This window comes from uncultured Halorubrum sp. (assembly GCF_937146585.1).
In the GTDB taxonomy this organism is placed as follows: domain Archaea; phylum Halobacteriota; class Halobacteria; order Halobacteriales; family Haloferacaceae; genus Halorubrum; species Halorubrum miltondacostae.
This window is the reverse complement of record NZ_CAKZRO010000031.1, coordinates 1-16,218: the sequence shown is the minus strand read 5'-3', so window position 1 is coordinate 16,218 and position 16,218 is coordinate 1. Positions and strand designations below refer to the sequence as shown.

The window sequence follows — 16,218 nt, the reverse complement described above, 5'->3', positions numbered from 1 at the left end:
TATGGTAGCGATCGAGGTGCCGGAGGTCGACTACACCGACTACTCGAACCGGCAGCTCGCGGCGGTGCCGCTCGCGTTCCTGGTCCTCGCGTTGGCGATCATCGGCGGGTGGGTCGTCGCCACCGGCGCGCCGGCGAACCTGGGACTGGAGTTCACGGGCGGCGTCGAGCTGCGAGTCGCAGACGACACGAACGGCGACGTCGAACAGCAGATCCGGACCGCCTTCGACCGGGAGCCCGACTCGATCCAGACGATCCCCGGCGACGACGTCGTGGTCGTCACCTTCCAAGCGGCCCAAGACGATCCGGAGGGACTCGCGAACGACCTCCAAGACCAGGCGGAGGCGGCGGGGTTGACCACGACCGCGATCGATCAGGTGTCGCCGAGCTTCGCGAGCGACACCGCGCGCACCGCGGTGTTCGGCGTGGCGCTCGCGTTCCTCGGGATGAGCGTGCTCGTGTTCGCGCTGTTCCGGACGTTCGTCCCCTCGCTGGCGGTCGTCGCGTCCGCGTTCTCCGACCTCGTCATCCCGATCGCGGCGATGAACCTGCTCGGCATCCAGATGACGCTGGGGACGATCGCGGCGCTCCTGATGATAATCGGGTACAGCGTCGACTCGGACATCCTGTTGAACGACTCGGTGCTGCGCCGGACCGGCGAGTTCTACGAGTCGGTCAGCCGCGCGATGCGGACCGGGGTGACGATGACGCTGACCTCCATCGCGGCGATGATCGTGATGGCGATCGTCGCCACCGTGTTCGGGATCGGACTCCTCCGTGACATCGGGATCATCCTCGCGGTCGGGCTGTGCGCCGACCTGATGAACACGTACCTGATGAACGTCTCGCTGCTTCGCTGGTACAAGTTCGAGGGGGTGGCCCGCTGATGCTCGAACCGATCAAGGAGAACTGGCGCATCCTGCTGCTCGTCGTCGCCGTGGTCGGCTCGTCGGTCGCGCTGTTCGGTCCCGGATTCGGTCCGGAGCCCGCGCCCGGCGAGAGCGCGAGCGAGGCCCAACAGGGGATCACGAACCTCCAGTACGGCCTCGACCTGGCGGGCGGGACGCGGATCCGCGCGCCCCTGTCGGGGTACACCGCGACCGACGTCGCGTTCGACGGCGACCCGCCCGAGACCGTCATAGATGCGGTCGCCGCCGAACTGGACAACACGACGACGGTTGACCTCAACGTCGTGCCCGAAGAGAGCGCGGTGGAAGTCACGGATCCGGCGGTGACCGAAGGGCAGTTCCGCGCGGCGATGGACGCCGCGGGCTACGAGTACGCTGACGTTCGCTCCGGCGTCACCCAGCAGACGCGCGACGCGACGATAGGCATCATCGACGACAAGATCAACCAAGCCGGTCTCTCGGGGGGGAGCGTCCAGCAGGTCCAGTCGATCACCGGCGAGTACTTCATTCTCGTGGAGGTTCCCGGTGAGGGGAGAGAGGACGTGATCGACCTCCTCGAGGAGCGCGGAACCGTCCGGATCGACATCGCGTACCCCGACGGGAACGGGACCGGGGTTCAGCGGGGAGTCTTAACCCAACGCGACTTCGACACGATCGGGACCGCAACGCAGAACGAACGGCGGCAGGGGTCGTACGTTCCGGTTACCGTCCGCAACACCGCCGCGAACGGTCAGCAGTCGTCGGCGCACGCGTTCCAAGACGCCGTCGCTCAGCGCGGGTTCGCCGACGCGTACCAGAATCAGGCCGACCGGTGCGGGTACAACCCGGAGACCGGTGAGATCGAGGAGGTGAACGGGGACCGGAACCCGTGTCTCCTGCTCGTCGTCGACGACGAGGTCGTCAACTCGTTCGGGATGGACCCGGGTCTCGCCGACAACATGGCGGCCGGGTCATGGGCAGAGACCGGCCAGTTCCGGCTCACGACCGGTGAGTTCGCCGAGGCCCAGTCCATCGCGCTGAACCTCCGCGCCGGCGCGCTCCCGGCCGACCTCGACATCAGCGGCGAGGGGACCTCCTCGTCCATCTCGGCGTCTCAAGGTGAGAACTTCCGGACGTACTCGCTGATCATCGGCGTGCTCTCGGTGTTCGCGGTCGCGGGTATGGTGTTCCTCCGGTACCGCGAGCCCCGCGTCGCGCTCCCGATGATCGTCACGGCGCTGGCGGAGGTGTACACCCTGCTCGGGTTCGCGGCACTGCTCGGCTACCCGCTCGAACTCGCGGTCATCGCCGGGTTCATCGCGGTGGTCGGCACCGGGGTCGACGACCTCGTCATCATCGCCGACCAGGTGATGAGCGAGGGCGAGGTGAACTCCCAGACGGTGTTCAACTCCCGGTTCCGCCAGGCGTTCTGGGTCATCGGCGCGGCCGCGGCCACGACCATCATCGCGATGTCGCCGCTGATGGTGCTGGGGCTCGGCGACCTCTCCGGGTTCGCCATCTTCACCATCCTCGGCGTGCTGGTCGGCGTGCTGATCACCCGCCCCGCGTACGGCGACATCCTGCGTCGCCTGCTGACGGTCCGGTAACTCGGCGGCGAGTCGTCGGCCGCCACGAGACGCGGCCGTAGTTGACGGTCGATCGGTTTTCCTCCGCCACGCGGCGACGTTTCTCCGCATTACCGTCTCGACTCGGCTCCCGTCGCGACTTCGACGAGAACGGACGACCCGTTCGACAAACTATTAATTTAGACCGGTCAAAAAGGACCATGTCGACCGACGCCGTCGAAAATTATCTCAACTCTATCTATCGGATCGAGTCGCGAGGGGGACCGCCCGTCGCGACCTCGCGGATCGCGGAGGGACTCGAGAAGACGCCCGCGACGGTGACGAGGACGGTCGAGACGCTCGCCGACCGCGGGCTGCTCTCCCGCAGGAAGCACAGGGGCGTCGAGCCCACCGCCGCCGGCCGGGAGGTGGGTGACGCATGACCGGCTACGTCGAGATCGTCGCGATCGCGTTCGTGACGCAGCTCGCGGTGCTGCCGGGCGAGAAGGTCCAACTGATGATCGCGGGGCTCTCCACGCGGTACGACCCGAAGATCGTCGTCGCGGCCGCCGGCTCGGCGTTCGCCGGCTGGACCGCCGTGGAGATCGCGTTCGGCCAGGCCCTCCAGTCGGCGCTGTCGCCGGTCGTGTTGGACTCGATCACCGCCGTGCTGTTCTTCCTCTTCGCAGTCCTGCTGTACCGGTCCGCGCCGGAGCGGGGAACGACCCCGGAGGCGGAGCGCACCGACGGCGGCTTGGCCGCGTTCGACGACCTCTCGCTGCCGGGGCGGCTCGACAAGTACTCGGGGTCGCTCGGCGGCTTCTTCCCCATCTTCCTGCTCACTGCGACCGGCGAGTTCGGCGACAAGACGCAGCTCGTCACCATCGGGCTGGCGGTCCAGTACGGCGCGACCTCGGCCATCTGGGCCGGCGAGATGCTCGCGATCATCCCGGTGAGCCTCGCGAACGCCTACTTCTTCCACACGTTCGCCGGGCGGGTCGACATGCGGCTCGCGCACTTCGCTTCCGCGCTGCTCTTCGCCTTCTTCGGCGCGGACACCGTGCTGGCGATCGCGACCGACTTCTCGGTGTGGGAGACCATCGTCGGAACGCTCGGCGGGCTCATCTCCGGGCTGTTCTGAGAGGCCGTCCCGCCGACGGCCGCGGACCGCGGTCAGAACTCGTCTAACGCCGACTGCTCGGCGGCCGTCAGCGCGTCCTCGCAGGTGCGCCACGACGCGCGCGCGCAGTCGGGCAGCGTCCCGTGGTCGCCGACGTACGCGGCGAGGAACGCCCGGGTGGCCGGGTCGCTCGGGTAGCCGCTCCCGAGGTCGTAGTCGGGGTAGGCGGCGTCGAGGTCGGCCATCGCGGCGTCGCGGACCACCTTCGCGACGACGCTCGCCGCGCCGACGACCGGATCGTCCTCGTCCGCGCCGTGCGCGGCCGTCACGTCGATCGCCGGGAGGGGTCCCCCGTCGTCGCCGTCCTCGTCCGTGTCGTCCCCTTCCTCGACGAACTCGCGGAGCCGCCGCGCAAACCGCTCCTCGCTGGTGTCGCCCGCGTCGGCGACGACGCGGACCGGACCGTCGGTCTCGGCGGGGAGAGCACCGAGCGCGCGTCTGACCGCCCGTGCCTGACCGCGGACGGTGAGGGAGTTCATGTCCGTGTCGGGGCGGTCGATCTCGTCGGGTTCGACGCGGGCGACGCCGACGGCAACGTCCGGGTCGCTCCGGAGGGCCGCGGCCATCTCCTCGCGGCGGCCCGGCGCGATCCGCTTCGAGTCGTCCACGTCGGCCGGGAGGCTCGCCGGGTCGGCGACTACCGCCGCCGCGACCATCGGTCCGAGCGCGGGCCCCTTGCCGGCCTCGTCGACGCCGAGATACACGCGTGGCTAGTGGACGTGCGGGGGGAAATACCTTCAGAAGGGCGGCGACCTCAGTCGAGCAGGACCGCGTTGACCTGGCCGGTCTGGCCGGGGCGGGAGGTGACGCGGGCGCGACCGGCGGACGTCTCGATCACGGCGCCCTTCGTGATGATGTTCCGGCGGGCGTAGTTGACGTTCGCGGGGTTGTCGACGACGTTCTCGATCTCGGCCTCGCTGACCTCGCCGTCGGCGGCGACCTGCGCGACGTCCGTCGAGAGGGCGCGGACCTTCTGCTCCGTGCCGCGGGAGTCGATGTACTGGAGTCGGGTCTCGCCGACCGTCGTCTCGGCGGGCTCGCGGCCGAGCTGGTGGCGCTTCTTGTTCGAGGCGTGCTTGAGTCGGCCGCCGGTCCGCTTGCGCGTGGAGCGTCCCTGATCTTTCATACGGATATGAACAGCCAGCGAATACTTGAAGCGTTCGACTCGTCCCGGCGGGTTCGGCGGTGCGAGCGGGATCAGCGCCGCGAGCCGACTCAGGCGAACGCGCGCTCGAACGCGCGGACCCCGTCGTCGGTGCCCGCGACGACGAGCTCGTCGCCGCGTTCGATCCGCGTCTCCTGACCCACGTCGGTGACGAGCTCCTCGCCGCGCTCGACGGCGATGACGGTACAGCCGGTCCGCTCGCGGACGGCCGCCTCGCCGACCGTGCGCCCGACCAGCGTCGGAGCCTCGGTCCTCACGACCTCGACGTGCGTGTCGAGCGAGACCACGTCGCGGTCCGCGAGCACGGCGGACGCGGACATCCGACCCGTCACGGTCGAAAGCGAGAGGACGTAGTCGGCTCCGGCCCGGTGCATCTTCGGCACGCTCTCGGGGTCTTCGACCCGCGCGAGCAGCTCGACGTTGGGCGCCAAGTCCCGCGCGACGAGCGTCGCGAACTCCGCGGTCGTGTCGTCGGGGAGCGCGAGGACGACGGTCCGCGCGTCCGCGACGCCGGCCTCCCGCAGCGTCTCCGGGTCGGTCGCGTCGCCGGCCACGTCGATCGCTTCGCCGTCGTCGCGGTCGACGACGGTGACGGGGATTTCGGCCGATTCGAGGGTGTTCACGACGGTCTTTCCGACCTGTCCGTGTCCGACGACGACGGTCTCGCCCGTGCCGAACCGACGGGCCGCGGAGTTGGTCAGGTCCACGAGCCGCTCCACCTGCCCCTCGGTCCCCGAGACGAGGAGGACGGTCCCGGCGGACAGCGTCGCGTCCGGCGGCGGCGCCGCCTCGAACGACCCGTTGAACCACGCCCCGATCACGTCGACGCCGGTGCGCTCGCCGATCCGGCTGCCGATGAGCGTCGACCCGGCGAGCCCGCTCCCGTGGTGGATCGACACCTCCGCGATCCGGAGGGAGTCGCCGATCGCGACGGCCTCGTCGAGGTCGGTCCGCACCGACGTCGTCACCTTCGAGGCGAGGCTCTCGCCGAGCAGCGATCGGGGGGAGAGCACTTCGTCCGCACCGGCGAGGCGGTGGTAGCGCTCGCGGGCCGAGTCCTCGACGACGCTTATCGCGCGGACGTCGGTCGAGAGCTCCTTCGCGGCCAGTACGATGCTCGCGTCTACCTGATCGGAGACGTCGGTGACGAGGGCGCTCGCGTCCGTCAGCCGCGCGCTCGAGAGCCCGTCGGTCGTCTCGGGGTCGGCCCGGATGACCGTGTGGCCCGCCTCGTACAGCGCCAGCGCCCGCTCGGGATCGGGCTCGACGACCACGTACGGGACCGCTTCCGACTCGAACTCGTCCAAGAGCGCGTCGGAGCGCGTGGTGTCGGAACAGACCACGACGTGCCCCTCCAGCCCCTCTTCGAGCGACCGCGGGACGCTCGTCGCGAACGCGGACTCGAGGAGCGGGGTCGCAACGACGGGGAGCGCCCCGAACAGCAGCGCCATCCCGACGAGGTCCATCACTGCGATATACGCGTTCATCTCTGTGCTCCGCCACGGCGCGTCACCGCCGAACCCGGTGGTGGAGAACATCTCGACCGCGAACCGGAACGACTCGATCAGGGTGCGCGGGTCGTTCTCGTACACGCGCATCCCGTACTGATACGTGACGGCGGTGAACGCTATCATCCCGCCGAGAAAGGCGGCATACAACACGACTCGCCGCTTCCACGTGTCCATCGCTCCGCGATACGACGCGGCCGTACAAAAACGGGGGGACTCGTCCGGCTCGGCCGTCGCGGACCGGTCGGCCGGGTACTCGACCGTCGGCGGTCGCCCGATCGAACCGCCCTGGCGTCGGACCGAAGTTCGATGGTTTAAGTCCCGGGGGCCGAACCGTCACGCATGGTGCGGGACCCGTCGCGAGACCCGGAGCCGCCGTCGGTCGACGAGGTGCTCGACGCGCTGGCCGACGACGCGGCCCGTCGGATCGTCGCGGCGCTCACCGAGCCGAAGACCGCGAGCGAGCTCTCCGAGGAGTGCGACATCCCCCTGTCGACGACCTACCGGAAGCTGGAGAAGCTCACCGACGCCTCCCTGCTGGCGGAGTCGACCGACATCCGCCGGGACGGGCAGCACACGACGCGGTACTCGGTGTCGTTCGACGCCGTCACCGTCTCCGTCGACGAGGGCGCGGAGGGCGACGGGGACGGTCGCGAGTTCGACGTGGAGTTCTCTCGGCCGGAGCGGACCCGAGACGAGCGACTGGCCGACCTGTGGTCTGAGCTACGAGAGGAAACATGAACCCCTACATCGACCTGACTATCATCGCCGCAAAGACCGCCATCCTGGTACTCGGTGGCAGCATCACCTACTACGCGCTCCGCGCGTACGACCGGACCGGCGACCGGTCGCTGCGCGAGCTCGGCGTCGGCTTCGGCATCGTCACGATCGGCGCGCTGTTGGGCGGGGTCTCCCACCAGATCATCGGCGCGGACCTCGCGGTCGGCATCGCAATCGACGGGCTCCTCACGGCGGTCGGGTTCGCCGTCATCGTCTACTCGCTGTACCTGGAGTGAGCGCGGGTTCGACGCGCGACGAACGGTACCCTTTTGCGGCGCTCGGCCGTCCGTTCACCCCATGAGCGACGCACGCGAGGAGCTCTCCCGCCGGATCGCCGGCGAGATAACGCTGAGCGACGACCCGGGGGCGACCCTCCGGAAGTGGCGGACCGACTTCGACGTCTCGCAGACGGAGCTGGCCGACCAGCTCGGCGTCTCCTCGTCTGTCATCTCCGACTACGAGAGCGGCCGCCGCGAGAGCCCCGGGATCGGCGTCGTCCGCCGGACCGTCGAGGGGCTGCTCGACATCGACGAGCGCCGCGGCGGCGGCCGCCTCCGCCAGCACGCCCGGGTGCTCTCCGCCGGGTTCGAGAGCGACATCGTCCACGACCTCCGCGAGTACTCCACGGCGGTCCCCCTGTCGGAGTTCTACGAGGCGATGGGCGCGACGGAGGTCGTGCGCGGCGACCACGACCACGTGAACGGCCACACCGTCATCGACTCGATCCAGGCGATCACGCGGCTCTCCAGCGAGGAGTTCTACCGGCTGTACGGCCAGTCGACGAACCGCGCGCTCGTGTTCACCCGGGTGACGCGCGGCGAGTCGCCGCTCGTCGCGCTGCGGGTCGTGAGCCCGACGCCGAACGCGGTCGTGCTCCACGGGATCGAGGACGGCGACCTCTGGGACCACGCCGCCGACCTCGCCCGCGTCGACGGCGTGTCGCTGGCGACGTCGAACCGCGACCTCGACGACTGCCTCGCAGATCTTCAAGCGCTGTGACGGCGTCGCGGAGGCGCCGCCGAGCGGCCGCAGCGACGGAACCGCGACCCTGAAACGGCCGGCGCTCGTCGGACCGCCCATGAGCGAGGATTACGCCGAGCGGCTCCGCGCGAACCGCCGGGAGAAGGACGAGTTCTTCGACGACCACCCGCAGTCCCCGATTCCCCCGGAGCACCGCGACGACTTCGACGGCCTCGACTACTTCCCGCCGGACCCGGACTACCGCGTGGAGGCGACCGTCACCGTCCACGACGACCCGGACCCGGTCGAGATGGAGACGACCGCGAGCAACCCGGTCCGGTATCTCCGGATCGTCACGTTCGCGTTCGAGATCGACGGAGCGGAGCACACGCTCGCGGGCTACCGGCAGGAGGGCGACGACGGGGCCATCTTCGTCCCCTTCCGCGACAAGACGACCGGCCAGCAGACGTACCACCGGGGCCGGTACATGGAGCTGGCCCCAGAGCGCGACCTCGACGACGGGGACGCGGTCACGATCGACTTCAACCTCGCGTACAGCCCCTTCTGCGCGTACAGCGAGACGTTCTCCTGTCCGCTGCCGCCGGAGGAGAACTGGCTGGAGATCGTGATCCCGGCCGGCGAGCGATCGCCGAACCTCGACTGATCGGCGACGCGATCAGAAACGCGGTCGGGAATGCGGGCCACGGCGCGGCCGCTCGGTGGCGAGAAAAGTCGGAGGATCGAACGTCGGGACGTGCCGGAAGCAGTCCGCCGCGGCCGGTCTACTCGAGCGTCTCGCTCGTGACGAGCGTGTCGTCCTCGAGGTAGTGCTCGAGGTGGTGGCCGTGTTCCTCGACGTCGTCGAGGATGTCGCGGAGCTGCTCTTCGGTGTTGTAGTCGCCGAGGTTGTTGGCGAGCTGGATGTGCTCGCGGAGCTGCTCGGTGATGTCGCCGAACATCTCGAGGTCGTGCTCCAGCGACGTCCGGATGTCGTAGGCGTCCGCGTCCTCGGGGGTCACCGGCGCGTGCTCCTCGTAGTTCGCGCCGCCCGAGAGCGGCACGCCGCCGAGCGCCTGCGCGCGCTCCGCGAGGACGTCGGCGCCCTCTTCGAGGTCCTCCGCGACCTCGCCGAGGTACTCGTGGATGCCGAGGAACTCGGCCCCCTCGACGAGCCAGTGGTGCTTTTTGACCTGGTGGTAGAGGACGTACGTCGCCGCGAGGTCGCTGTTGAGCGCGTCGACGAGCTGTTCCGCCTTCTCCTCGGGGACGCGGAGCGCTTCGCTCTCGTGAACGTCGCCGTACCGTTGACGGGCCTGCTTCTGGGTACTCATTTCAATTATACATACGCGCGCGACCTACTTAATAGTTGCTACTGAGTAAACTACTCTTTCAGGATTCAAAAAATTATTTTCTACACACCGTCGACGGCGCCGACGAGCTCCCGCTGTGCGGCGAGGGTGTCGCGGTCGAGCGTCGCCGACAGCGTCGCCGGGTCCCGGCCGAGCTCGGCGGCGACGCGCCCGTCCGGACGCACCACGAGGGAGTTCCCGGCGTAGGTCGCCTCGTCCGCCCGGCGCTCGCCGCCCGCGGTCCCGGTGCGGCCCGCACCGACGGTCCACCTGACGCCGTCGAGCGCCCGCGCCCGGACGAGGAGCCGCCAGTTCGCGACGTGGGCGGCGGGCCACGCGCCGACGACGACGAGGGCGTCGACCGCGCGCTCCGCGAACCACGCGCTCTCCGCGACGAAGTTGAGGTCGTAGCAGGTCAACAGTCCGGTCGGCCCCGCGGGCGTCTCGACGACCACGCGGTCGCCGCCGGGCTCGATCCACTCCGCCTCCTCGTCCCAGAGATGGCGCTTGCGGTAGACGGAGAACGCTCCGACGCCGTCTCCCGGGGACCCGCCGGGCGGCGGGACGTACGCGGTCGCGTTGTACACGGCGTCGCCGTCCCGTTCGGCGTACCCCGCGACCGCGGCCGCGCCGGCGGCCTCGGCGACGGATTCGAGCCGTCCGCGCGCCGCGTCTCGGGGCAGCGCGGCCTCCCGGAGCCGCTCGTCGGCCGCGAACCCCGTGAGCGCGTACTCGGGGAACACGACGAGGTCGACAGCCGCCGGCAGGTCGGCCGCCCGACGGCGGATCCGATCGGAGTTCGCGTCGACGTCGAGGTCGTCGACGGGGATCTGCGGGACCGCGACGGTCGGGCTCTCGCGGGGTCGGTCGCTCACGCCGCGGGCTTCGGCGGGGCGGACAATAACTTCCGGCCTCCGCCGTTCGCCCCGGGTCGGACGCGACCGGGAGCGGAGAGCGTCCGCGCGCCGGCCGCAAGGACGATACCCGCGGGGCACCGACCGACGGGTATGTCATTCGCCGACCTGTTCGAGCGCGCGGCCGCGCTCGGCGGCGACCTCGACGAGACGGACGTTCGACGCGCGCTCGACGACGTGCGCTCGACGGCGGACGGAGACAGCGATGAGACAGATGGAGATGACGACGCCGCGGTCGCCGACCCGCTCGACCCCAGTCCCGCCCGGGTCGTCGCCGACGCCGACGCGCTCGCGGCCGACCTCCTCGTCGGCGGCGACGCCCGCGAGGCGCTCGACGCGCTCCGGTCGCACGCGTGGACGACGCTCGTCGCCAGCGACCCCCTCCTCGCCGACGCCGAGGCGGTGATCGCGTCGCTCGGGGACCCGGACCTGGCGGCCGACTGGCGCGCCGCGACCGAGTCCTGGCGCGAGTCGGTCGCGCAGCCCGCCGGCGATCACCCAGCGCTGGCGTCCGCCTACCGGGGCGGCGCGATGCAGGTGGTGAGCCTCGACCCCTCGCTGACCGGGCCGCGGGCGGCCGCCGGGCTGCGCGACCGCCTGCCCGTGAGCGTCCGGGAGCCGCGGGCGTTCGCGACCGTGTTCGACCCGGCGAAGCTGTACCCGGACGCGGTCGGCGGGGAGTACCCCGGCCCCGACCGCGACCCGCGGACGATGGCCCCGGTCCGCGCCGACGGGGACCAGCACCGATAAACCGCCGCCGACCGGACCGGAAATATGAGCGACTCGGACGGTGCGGGCGACCGCGCCGGGGGCCAGAGCGACGGCAGCGAGGACGACCGGGTCGAGGGCGCGCCGGAGCTCCCGGCCGACCGCGACGCGGTCCGCGACGCGCTCGTCGACTGGTACGAGGCGGACCACCGCGAGTTCCCGTGGCGGCGCACCGAGGACCCCTACGAGATCCTCGTCAGCGAGGTGATGAGCCAGCAGACCCAGCTCGACCGCGTCGTCGACGCCTGGGAGGACTTCCTCGACGAGTGGCCGACGGCGGCGGCCCTCGCCGACGCCGACCGCGCCGACGTGGTCGCCTTCTGGTCGGACCACTCGCTCGGGTACAACAACCGCGCGAAGTACCTCCACGAGGCGGCCGGCCAGGTCGAGTCCGAGTACGGCGGGACGTTCCCGGCGGAACCGGACGAGCTGAGCGAGCTCATGGGCGTCGGGCCGTACACCGCCAACGCGGTGGCGTCGTTCGCGTTCAATAATGGCGACGCCGTCGTCGACACCAACGTGAAGCGGGTGCTGTACCGCGCGTTCGACGTGCCGGACGACGACGACGCGTTCGAGCGGGTCGCCTCGCAGCTCATGCCGGCCGGCGAGTCCCGCGTCTGGAACAACGCGATCATGGAACTGGGCGGCGTCGCCTGCGGCAAGAAACCCCGCTGCGACGAGGCGGGCTGCCCGTGGCGCGAGTGGTGTCACGCGTACCAGACGGGCGACTTCACCGCGCCCGACGTGCCCGAGCAGCCCAGCTTCGAGGGGAGCCGCCGGCAGTTCCGCGGGCGGATCGTCCGGCTCCTCGGCGAGCACGACGAGATGGAGCTGGACGCCCTCGGCCACCGGATCCGCGTGGACTACGCGCCCGACGGCGAGCACGGCCGCGAGTGGCTCCGCGGGCTCGTCGACGACCTCGACGACGACGGGCTGATCGAGGCCGACGACGGCGAAGGCGGGGTCGTCGTCTCGCTCCGGCGCTGAGACGGGCCGTCGCACCGGACCGTCCGCCCCGGGAACCGTCACCCGTTTATAACGCGAGCGGGAAGTGACGGGTATGAGCGAGACCGTCGATTCGGACCTGTACACCCGCACGAAGGCCCTCTTAGAGCCCGGCGACATCGAGCTGCTGGGCTGTATCGTCCACACGAACCTCGCGGGCGAGGAGGACCTGGAGATGCACGAGCTGACGGTCGCCGCCAACGAGGTCATCGCCGACCACGCGGGCAAAGGCGAGACGTACATCGAAGCGGGCAACGACGACACGGACTTCTCGTCGAACCAGTTCCAAGGGCTGACGCTCGACGACGAGGCGTTCGTCTGGGAGTGCCAGCAGCTGCTCCGCGACGGCACGTTCGACATCGTGTTCTACTACGAGGCGAACGTCGATCAGGAGTCGCTCGCGGCCGACCTCGCCGACCTCGACGGCGTCGACGGCGTGACGCAGGTCCCCTGAGCGAGACCGCTCCCCGTCACGCACCGTGAGCGACACCGTCCTGATCCCCGGCGGCCGCGACGTGCGCGCCACCCTCGACACCGCCGCGAGCGACGGCGCCGGCGGCGAGTCGGACGAGTCCGAGCGCGCCGAGTCGGTCGTCGTCGCCTGCCCGCCGCATCCCCAGCAGCGCGGCCACCGCGGCGACGAGCGCCTGCTGGCCGCGAGCGACGCCCTGACCGACCGCGGCGTCGACTGCCTCCGGTTCGACTACGGCGACTGGGACGAGGGGTACGGCGAGACCACGGACGCGGACGCGGCCGTCGGCTGGGCGCGCGACCGCTACGACCGCGTCGGGCTGTTCGGCTTCTCGTTCGGCGGCACGGTCGCGCTCGTCGCGGCCGCCTCCCGGCCGTCGCTCGCCGGCGTCTGCGCGCTCGCGCCGACCGCCCGGCTGAGCCCCGACGTCGACGCGGTCGCCGCCCTCGACGACCTCGCCGAGCGCGGGGTGCCGACCCGCGTGCTGTACGGGACGCGTGACGCGACGGCGGAGTGGAAACCGGTGGTCGAACGCGCAGAGAGACTGGGCGTCGAGACGGTCGCGTTCGAGGCCGACCACTTCTTCGTCGGCCGGAGCGGGAAGGTCGGCGAGGCGGTCGCGGCGTTTCTCGGGCCGCGGCTCCGCGACGAGTAGTGAATAGCGGCGAGTTAGTACGAGCGCGCGCGGGTAGAGAAGGAGACGAGCGGCCGCGCTCGATCGCTACTCGCTGCCGACCTTCGTGGTCACCCGGAACGTCTCGGGCGGCTTGAGGATGCCGGCGACCGTCCCCATCGAGTGGATGACGGTTATGACGGGTGCCAGCGGGACGGCGAGCGCCCACCGGTGGTGGTCGTCGCCGTAGTAGCCGACGCCGAGGAGGAACCAGCCGAGCGTACACACCGCCAGTCCCATCGACGCGGCGAAGAACAGCCCGCTGTACGCGATCGTCACGCTCAACAGCGACAGCGGGACGACGATCAGGGTCACGATCGGCGAGAGCGCCCACGCGTAGTTGCGGACCCTCGTCAGCAGCTCGTAGCGGAACGGGAGCATCGTCGAGGCCCGGACGTTCCCGGCCGCCCAGCGGCGGCGCTGCTGGAGGATCTCGTACAGCGACGGGGGCGCTTCGTTCCGACAGACCGCGTCCGACAGCGCGAACGTCACGTCCAGCTCCCGGAAGGCCGCCCAGACGAAGGCGGTGTCCTCGACGAGCGTCTGCCGGTCCCACGTGGTCTCGTCTTCCACCGAGCTACGGACCGCGATGCCGCCGCCCCACGCGAACAGCGGGATCGAGAGGCGCGCGAAGGCGCGCTGCTCGATCTGGACGCCCATCCGGTACATGTCGGCCAGGTAGCTGAGGTTCGACCCCGTGCGCCGGGGCTTCTCGCGGAGCTGGACGATGTCGGCGTCCGGGAGCCCGTCGAGCGACTCGACGACGCTGTCCTCGTCGAGGTAGAGGACGAACTCCTTCCCGCAGTCGAGCGACCGTCGCGCCCACTCCTGCGCGCGGCCCTTCCGGACCGCGTCGCACGTGAAGTCGTCCGGGACGGCGTGGACCGTCGCCCCGCGCACGTCGATGGGCGACTCCGCGATCACGTGGACGTCGTCGAGTCCCTCGGGCAGGGAGTCGACGGTGTCCTGGACGACGTCGGCGGCGTCGACGGTCATGACGCGGACCTGGATCTCGTCGAGGCCGTACTCGTTCGGCGGCGACTCGTAGCCCGCGCCCACGACGCCGGTGAGCACGAACCAGATCAGCGCGGTCGCGCCGAAGAGGAGCGTCACGCCCCACAGTGCGACGCCGAGCAGCGACCCGAGTCCGCCGTCGGCGACGGCGGTGGTGACTGCCGCCTGGCCGGGAGCGCCACCCGGGCCGGAGACGACGGCCGGTGCGAAAAGCGTCGCGAGCCCGCCGACGACGAGCGCCAGCGTCACCGCGACCAGTGCGATACGTTCGGTGTTCATCGTGGCTCCACCTCCCGCCCCGAGCCGTATGAACGGTCCAAACGCTACAGCGGAATTCAGTCGTGTTCGGGCCGAGTTCACGGCGTTAAATGCGACCAACTGGAGCAAATCGGCAGACAGCGACACCGTGGTGTGTGGTAGTTCGGGACAAGAAAACAAGGGACGGGAACGGGCGGTCCACGCCCGCCTACGCCCAGCCGTCGCCGCGCGCGCACCGGAGATCGTCGATCAGTTCGGCCGCCATCCGCTGGCCGCGGGCGGGGTCGTACCCCTCCATCCGGAGGTGCGCCAGCGGGGCCACGTACGGGTTCCGCTCCCAGTGGGCCCACACCTCGGTGGAACCGTCCGGCGCGGGGAACAGCCGGACGTGGACCTGCCAGTCACCGGTGAGCCCCTCGGGGCGGTGGACGAAGCTCCCCACCTCGTGGACCGTCTCGCCGTCGCGGTCGTAGGCGTGGAAGTACGCCCGGATCAGCTCCGAGAAACCCTCTTTGGGGAGTCGCGCGCGGGTCTCCGCGGGGCTCGTCGGCAGGGTCCCGGCGTACTCGTCCGGCGGCGGCGGCAGCACCTGAACGTGGTCGGGCGCGCCGTCGTCGGGCAGCAGCGCGAGGAGCTTCCCGACCGCGAGCCGCACGCGCCAGAAGCCGAGGCCGCGGCCGACGAGGAGGGCGAGCGGGACGACGACCGCGAGCGCGGCGAGCGCGCGGACGAACCGGGTCCGTCGGTCTCCCCGCGGCATCGCGGTCAGTTGTACCCCCGCCAGCGGCGGCCGCACTCCTTGCACTTGAAGAAGCGGGTCGGGGGCTCGTCGGCGGCCCCCGTCTGCTTGATCGTGTACCACGCCTCGCCGTGGCCGCACTCGTCGCAGACCACGTCGGTCGCGGTCGGCTTCCCCTCGAAGTTCGCGCCCTCCTCCGTCTCGATCACCTCGTCGCCGGTCTGCTCGGTCGTCGACTCGAACTCCGCGGCGAGCGCCTCGTCGCGCTCCGTCGTCGCGCCGCAGTCGTCGTTCTGACACACCATCTCCCCGTCGCGAGAGACCATCATCGAGCCGCAGTCGTCACAGAACTGCATATACGTGGACAGGAGGGCGTCGAGCGGTTTAGGTCCGATGGGTGCGGTCCGGGTCGGGCCCCGATTGGGGAGCCCTATCCGCCGATCCGCTCCCACGCGAGGTGGACTGCGATCCCGACGAGGAACGCGACGCCGAGGTTCGTCGCCAGCGCGAGGAGCCCGATCCCGACCGAGAGCGCGCGGTTTCCCGAGTCGGTGACGTTGCGCGCGAGCGAGACGGCGACGACGGCGAGGAGCGCGCCGAGCATCGCCAGCGGGAACGCCGCGATCAGCGCGGGCGTGGCGAAGAGCGCGGCGGCGAGGTAGCCGACGCCGAGGACGACGTTCGCGCCGCCGGTCCGCGCGCCGAACGCGTACTTGCCTGCCACGCCGTCACAGCCGTGACACATGGGAATCCCGCCGAGCGGCACCGCGATCAGGTTCGTCACGCCCATGCTCGTCGACAGCTCGTCGGGCGTGACCTCGGCGTCCAGCAGGTCGGAGAAGAGGAGCGAGGTCGCCAGCGCGGCGTTGCCGATTGTCATCGCCAGCTGCGCGACCACGCCGTCGAGGGTGGCGCGCGTCACGGCCGCGCCGAGCGCGAGCGTCGGCGGCGCGCCGGGGAGCCGCGGCGTCGGCACGCCCGC

General features: G+C 70.7%; 21 protein-coding genes. 12 read left to right on the top strand and 9 right to left on the bottom strand.

The genetic code is table 11. The features are described 5' to 3' along the window. Nucleotide 1: 1 nt before the first annotated feature. From secF to Q0116_RS03040, 4 genes are all read left to right on the top strand, one after another. Nucleotides 2-886 carry a protein translocase subunit SecF gene (gene secF / locus Q0116_RS03055; protein ID WP_297885402.1) on the top strand — a complete coding sequence of 295 codons (885 nt, stop codon included), beginning with the start codon at nt 2-4 and terminating at the stop codon, nt 884-886. Continuing rightward, nucleotides 886-2,493 (top strand): preprotein translocase subunit SecD, encoded by a 1,608-nt coding sequence (locus Q0116_RS03050; RefSeq protein WP_297885400.1) that lies wholly within the window; start codon nt 886-888, stop codon nt 2,491-2,493. Before secF ends, Q0116_RS03050 begins: the two co-directional genes overlap by 1 nt. Nucleotides 2,494-2,672: 179 nt before the next feature. Next, nucleotides 2,673-2,894 carry a metal-dependent transcriptional regulator gene (locus Q0116_RS03045; RefSeq protein ID WP_297885398.1) on the top strand — a complete coding sequence of 74 codons (222 nt, stop codon included), beginning with the start codon at nt 2,673-2,675 and terminating at the stop codon, nt 2,892-2,894. Next, a complete protein-coding gene (locus Q0116_RS03040; protein WP_297885396.1) occupies nt 2,891-3,592 on the top strand; it encodes a TMEM165/GDT1 family protein in 702 nt (233 codons plus the stop codon). Before Q0116_RS03045 ends, Q0116_RS03040 begins: the two co-directional genes overlap by 4 nt. Before the next feature lie 32 nt (nt 3,593-3,624). Here the strand turns inward: Q0116_RS03040 and rnhB are convergent, their stop codons facing one another. The 3 genes from rnhB to Q0116_RS03025 form a co-directional block, all read right to left on the bottom strand. Next, nucleotides 3,625-4,335: a ribonuclease HII gene (gene rnhB / locus Q0116_RS03035; protein WP_297885395.1), complete on the bottom strand. Its 711-nt coding sequence runs from the start codon at nt 4,333-4,335 to the stop codon at nt 3,625-3,627. Between the two features lie 50 nt (nt 4,336-4,385). Further along, nucleotides 4,386-4,757 (bottom strand): 30S ribosomal protein S8e, encoded by a 372-nt coding sequence (locus tag Q0116_RS03030; protein ID WP_297885393.1) that lies wholly within the window; start codon nt 4,755-4,757, stop codon nt 4,386-4,388. Nucleotides 4,758-4,846: 89 nt separating this feature from the next. After that, nucleotides 4,847-6,481: a TrkA family potassium uptake protein gene (locus tag Q0116_RS03025; RefSeq protein ID WP_297885391.1), complete on the bottom strand. Its 1,635-nt coding sequence runs from the start codon at nt 6,479-6,481 to the stop codon at nt 4,847-4,849. Nucleotides 6,482-6,646: 165 nt separating this feature from the next. On the opposite strand from Q0116_RS03025, the gene Q0116_RS03020 reads away from it, so the two are divergent. The 4 genes from Q0116_RS03020 to Q0116_RS03005 all read left to right on the top strand — a co-directional run bounded on the left by Q0116_RS03020 (nt 6,647) and on the right by Q0116_RS03005 (nt 8,708). After that, the gene (locus Q0116_RS03020) at nt 6,647-7,045 is read left to right on the top strand and encodes a helix-turn-helix domain-containing protein (protein WP_006112688.1); all 399 of its coding nucleotides are present in this window, start codon (nt 6,647-6,649) and stop codon (nt 7,043-7,045) included. Further along, nucleotides 7,042-7,320, top strand: a complete 279-nt coding sequence (locus Q0116_RS03015) for a hypothetical protein (protein ID WP_297885388.1) — start codon at nt 7,042-7,044, stop codon at nt 7,318-7,320. Before Q0116_RS03020 ends, Q0116_RS03015 begins: the two co-directional genes overlap by 4 nt. Before the next feature lie 61 nt (nt 7,321-7,381). Continuing rightward, nucleotides 7,382-8,083 (top strand): helix-turn-helix domain-containing protein, encoded by a 702-nt coding sequence (locus tag Q0116_RS03010; protein ID WP_297885387.1) that lies wholly within the window; start codon nt 7,382-7,384, stop codon nt 8,081-8,083. 79 nt (nt 8,084-8,162) lie between these two features. Next, entirely contained in the window at nt 8,163-8,708 is a 546-nt protein-coding gene (locus Q0116_RS03005) for a DUF1684 domain-containing protein (RefSeq protein WP_297885385.1), read from the top strand. A gap of 118 nt (nt 8,709-8,826) precedes the next feature. Here Q0116_RS03005 and dpsA read toward each other — a convergent pair whose 3' ends face one another. Further along, entirely contained in the window at nt 8,827-9,375 is a 549-nt protein-coding gene (dpsA, locus tag Q0116_RS03000; RefSeq protein ID WP_297885383.1) for a DNA starvation/stationary phase protection protein DpsA, read from the bottom strand. Nucleotides 9,376-9,455: 80 nt separating this feature from the next. Next, nucleotides 9,456-10,268: a carbon-nitrogen hydrolase family protein gene (locus tag Q0116_RS02995; protein WP_297885382.1), complete on the bottom strand. Its 813-nt coding sequence runs from the start codon at nt 10,266-10,268 to the stop codon at nt 9,456-9,458. A 132-nt stretch (nt 10,269-10,400) separates the two neighbouring features. Between Q0116_RS02995 and Q0116_RS02990 the strand changes: the two genes are divergently transcribed. The 4 genes from Q0116_RS02990 to Q0116_RS02975 all read left to right on the top strand — a co-directional run bounded on the left by Q0116_RS02990 (nt 10,401) and on the right by Q0116_RS02975 (nt 13,207). Next, nucleotides 10,401-11,057: a hypothetical protein gene (locus Q0116_RS02990; RefSeq protein WP_297885381.1), complete on the top strand. Its 657-nt coding sequence runs from the start codon at nt 10,401-10,403 to the stop codon at nt 11,055-11,057. Between the two features lie 24 nt (nt 11,058-11,081). Further along, nucleotides 11,082-12,062, top strand: coding sequence for an A/G-specific adenine glycosylase (locus Q0116_RS02985; RefSeq protein ID WP_297885379.1), 981 nt, complete (start codon nt 11,082-11,084; stop codon nt 12,060-12,062). Nucleotides 12,063-12,135: 73 nt separating this feature from the next. Continuing rightward, the gene (locus Q0116_RS02980; RefSeq protein ID WP_297885378.1) at nt 12,136-12,534 is read left to right on the top strand and encodes a DUF5778 family protein; all 399 of its coding nucleotides are present in this window, start codon (nt 12,136-12,138) and stop codon (nt 12,532-12,534) included. Nucleotides 12,535-12,559: 25 nt separating this feature from the next. Further along, a complete protein-coding gene (locus Q0116_RS02975; RefSeq protein ID WP_297885376.1) occupies nt 12,560-13,207 on the top strand; it encodes an alpha/beta hydrolase in 648 nt (215 codons plus the stop codon). 66 nt (nt 13,208-13,273) lie between these two features. Here the strand turns inward: Q0116_RS02975 and Q0116_RS02970 are convergent, their stop codons facing one another. From Q0116_RS02970 to Q0116_RS02955, 4 genes are all read right to left on the bottom strand, one after another. Then, the gene (locus tag Q0116_RS02970) at nt 13,274-14,518 is read right to left on the bottom strand and encodes a glycosyltransferase family 2 protein (protein ID WP_297885375.1); all 1,245 of its coding nucleotides are present in this window, start codon (nt 14,516-14,518) and stop codon (nt 13,274-13,276) included. Nucleotides 14,519-14,705: 187 nt separating this feature from the next. Beyond that, nucleotides 14,706-15,257, bottom strand: coding sequence for a hypothetical protein (locus Q0116_RS02965; protein WP_297885374.1), 552 nt, complete (start codon nt 15,255-15,257; stop codon nt 14,706-14,708). 5 nt (nt 15,258-15,262) lie between these two features. After that, nucleotides 15,263-15,592 carry a transcription factor S gene (locus Q0116_RS02960; RefSeq protein ID WP_006112701.1) on the bottom strand — a complete coding sequence of 110 codons (330 nt, stop codon included), beginning with the start codon at nt 15,590-15,592 and terminating at the stop codon, nt 15,263-15,265. 74 nt (nt 15,593-15,666) lie between these two features. Further along, nucleotides 15,667-16,218: putative sulfate/molybdate transporter (locus Q0116_RS02955; protein WP_297885372.1), on the bottom strand; the 552-nt coding region annotated here is incomplete at its 5' end.

Excerpts from the sequence above, each read along its gene's own strand:
- Q0116_RS03025 (WP_297885391.1), bottom strand. The coding sequence starts at position 6,481 with ATGGACACGTGGAAGCGGCGAGTCGTGTTGTATGCCGCCTTTCTCGGC.
- Q0116_RS03020 (WP_006112688.1), top strand. The coding sequence starts at position 6,647 with ATGGTGCGGGACCCGTCGCGAGACCCGGAGCCGCCGTCGGTCGACGAG.
- Q0116_RS02985 (WP_297885379.1), top strand. The coding sequence starts at position 11,082 with ATGAGCGACTCGGACGGTGCGGGCGACCGCGCCGGGGGCCAGAGCGAC.
- Q0116_RS02965 (WP_297885374.1), bottom strand. The coding sequence starts at position 15,257 with ATGCCGCGGGGAGACCGACGGACCCGGTTCGTCCGCGCGCTCGCCGCG.
- Q0116_RS02970 (WP_297885375.1), bottom strand. The coding sequence starts at position 14,518 with ATGAACACCGAACGTATCGCACTGGTCGCGGTGACGCTGGCGCTCGTC.
- Q0116_RS03030 (WP_297885393.1), bottom strand. The coding sequence starts at position 4,757 with ATGAAAGATCAGGGACGCTCCACGCGCAAGCGGACCGGCGGCCGACTC.
- Q0116_RS03005 (WP_297885385.1), top strand. The coding sequence starts at position 8,163 with ATGAGCGAGGATTACGCCGAGCGGCTCCGCGCGAACCGCCGGGAGAAG.
- Q0116_RS03015 (WP_297885388.1), top strand. The coding sequence starts at position 7,042 with ATGAACCCCTACATCGACCTGACTATCATCGCCGCAAAGACCGCCATC.
- Q0116_RS02980 (WP_297885378.1), top strand. The coding sequence starts at position 12,136 with ATGAGCGAGACCGTCGATTCGGACCTGTACACCCGCACGAAGGCCCTC.
- Q0116_RS02960 (WP_006112701.1), bottom strand. The coding sequence starts at position 15,592 with ATGCAGTTCTGTGACGACTGCGGCTCGATGATGGTCTCTCGCGACGGG.
- dpsA (WP_297885383.1), bottom strand. The coding sequence starts at position 9,375 with ATGAGTACCCAGAAGCAGGCCCGTCAACGGTACGGCGACGTTCACGAG.
- secF (WP_297885402.1), top strand. The coding sequence starts at position 2 with ATGGTAGCGATCGAGGTGCCGGAGGTCGACTACACCGACTACTCGAAC.
- Q0116_RS03050 (WP_297885400.1), top strand. The coding sequence starts at position 886 with ATGCTCGAACCGATCAAGGAGAACTGGCGCATCCTGCTGCTCGTCGTC.
- Q0116_RS03040 (WP_297885396.1), top strand. The coding sequence starts at position 2,891 with ATGACCGGCTACGTCGAGATCGTCGCGATCGCGTTCGTGACGCAGCTC.
- Q0116_RS02990 (WP_297885381.1), top strand. The coding sequence starts at position 10,401 with ATGTCATTCGCCGACCTGTTCGAGCGCGCGGCCGCGCTCGGCGGCGAC.
- Q0116_RS03045 (WP_297885398.1), top strand. The coding sequence starts at position 2,673 with ATGTCGACCGACGCCGTCGAAAATTATCTCAACTCTATCTATCGGATC.
- Q0116_RS03010 (WP_297885387.1), top strand. The coding sequence starts at position 7,382 with ATGAGCGACGCACGCGAGGAGCTCTCCCGCCGGATCGCCGGCGAGATA.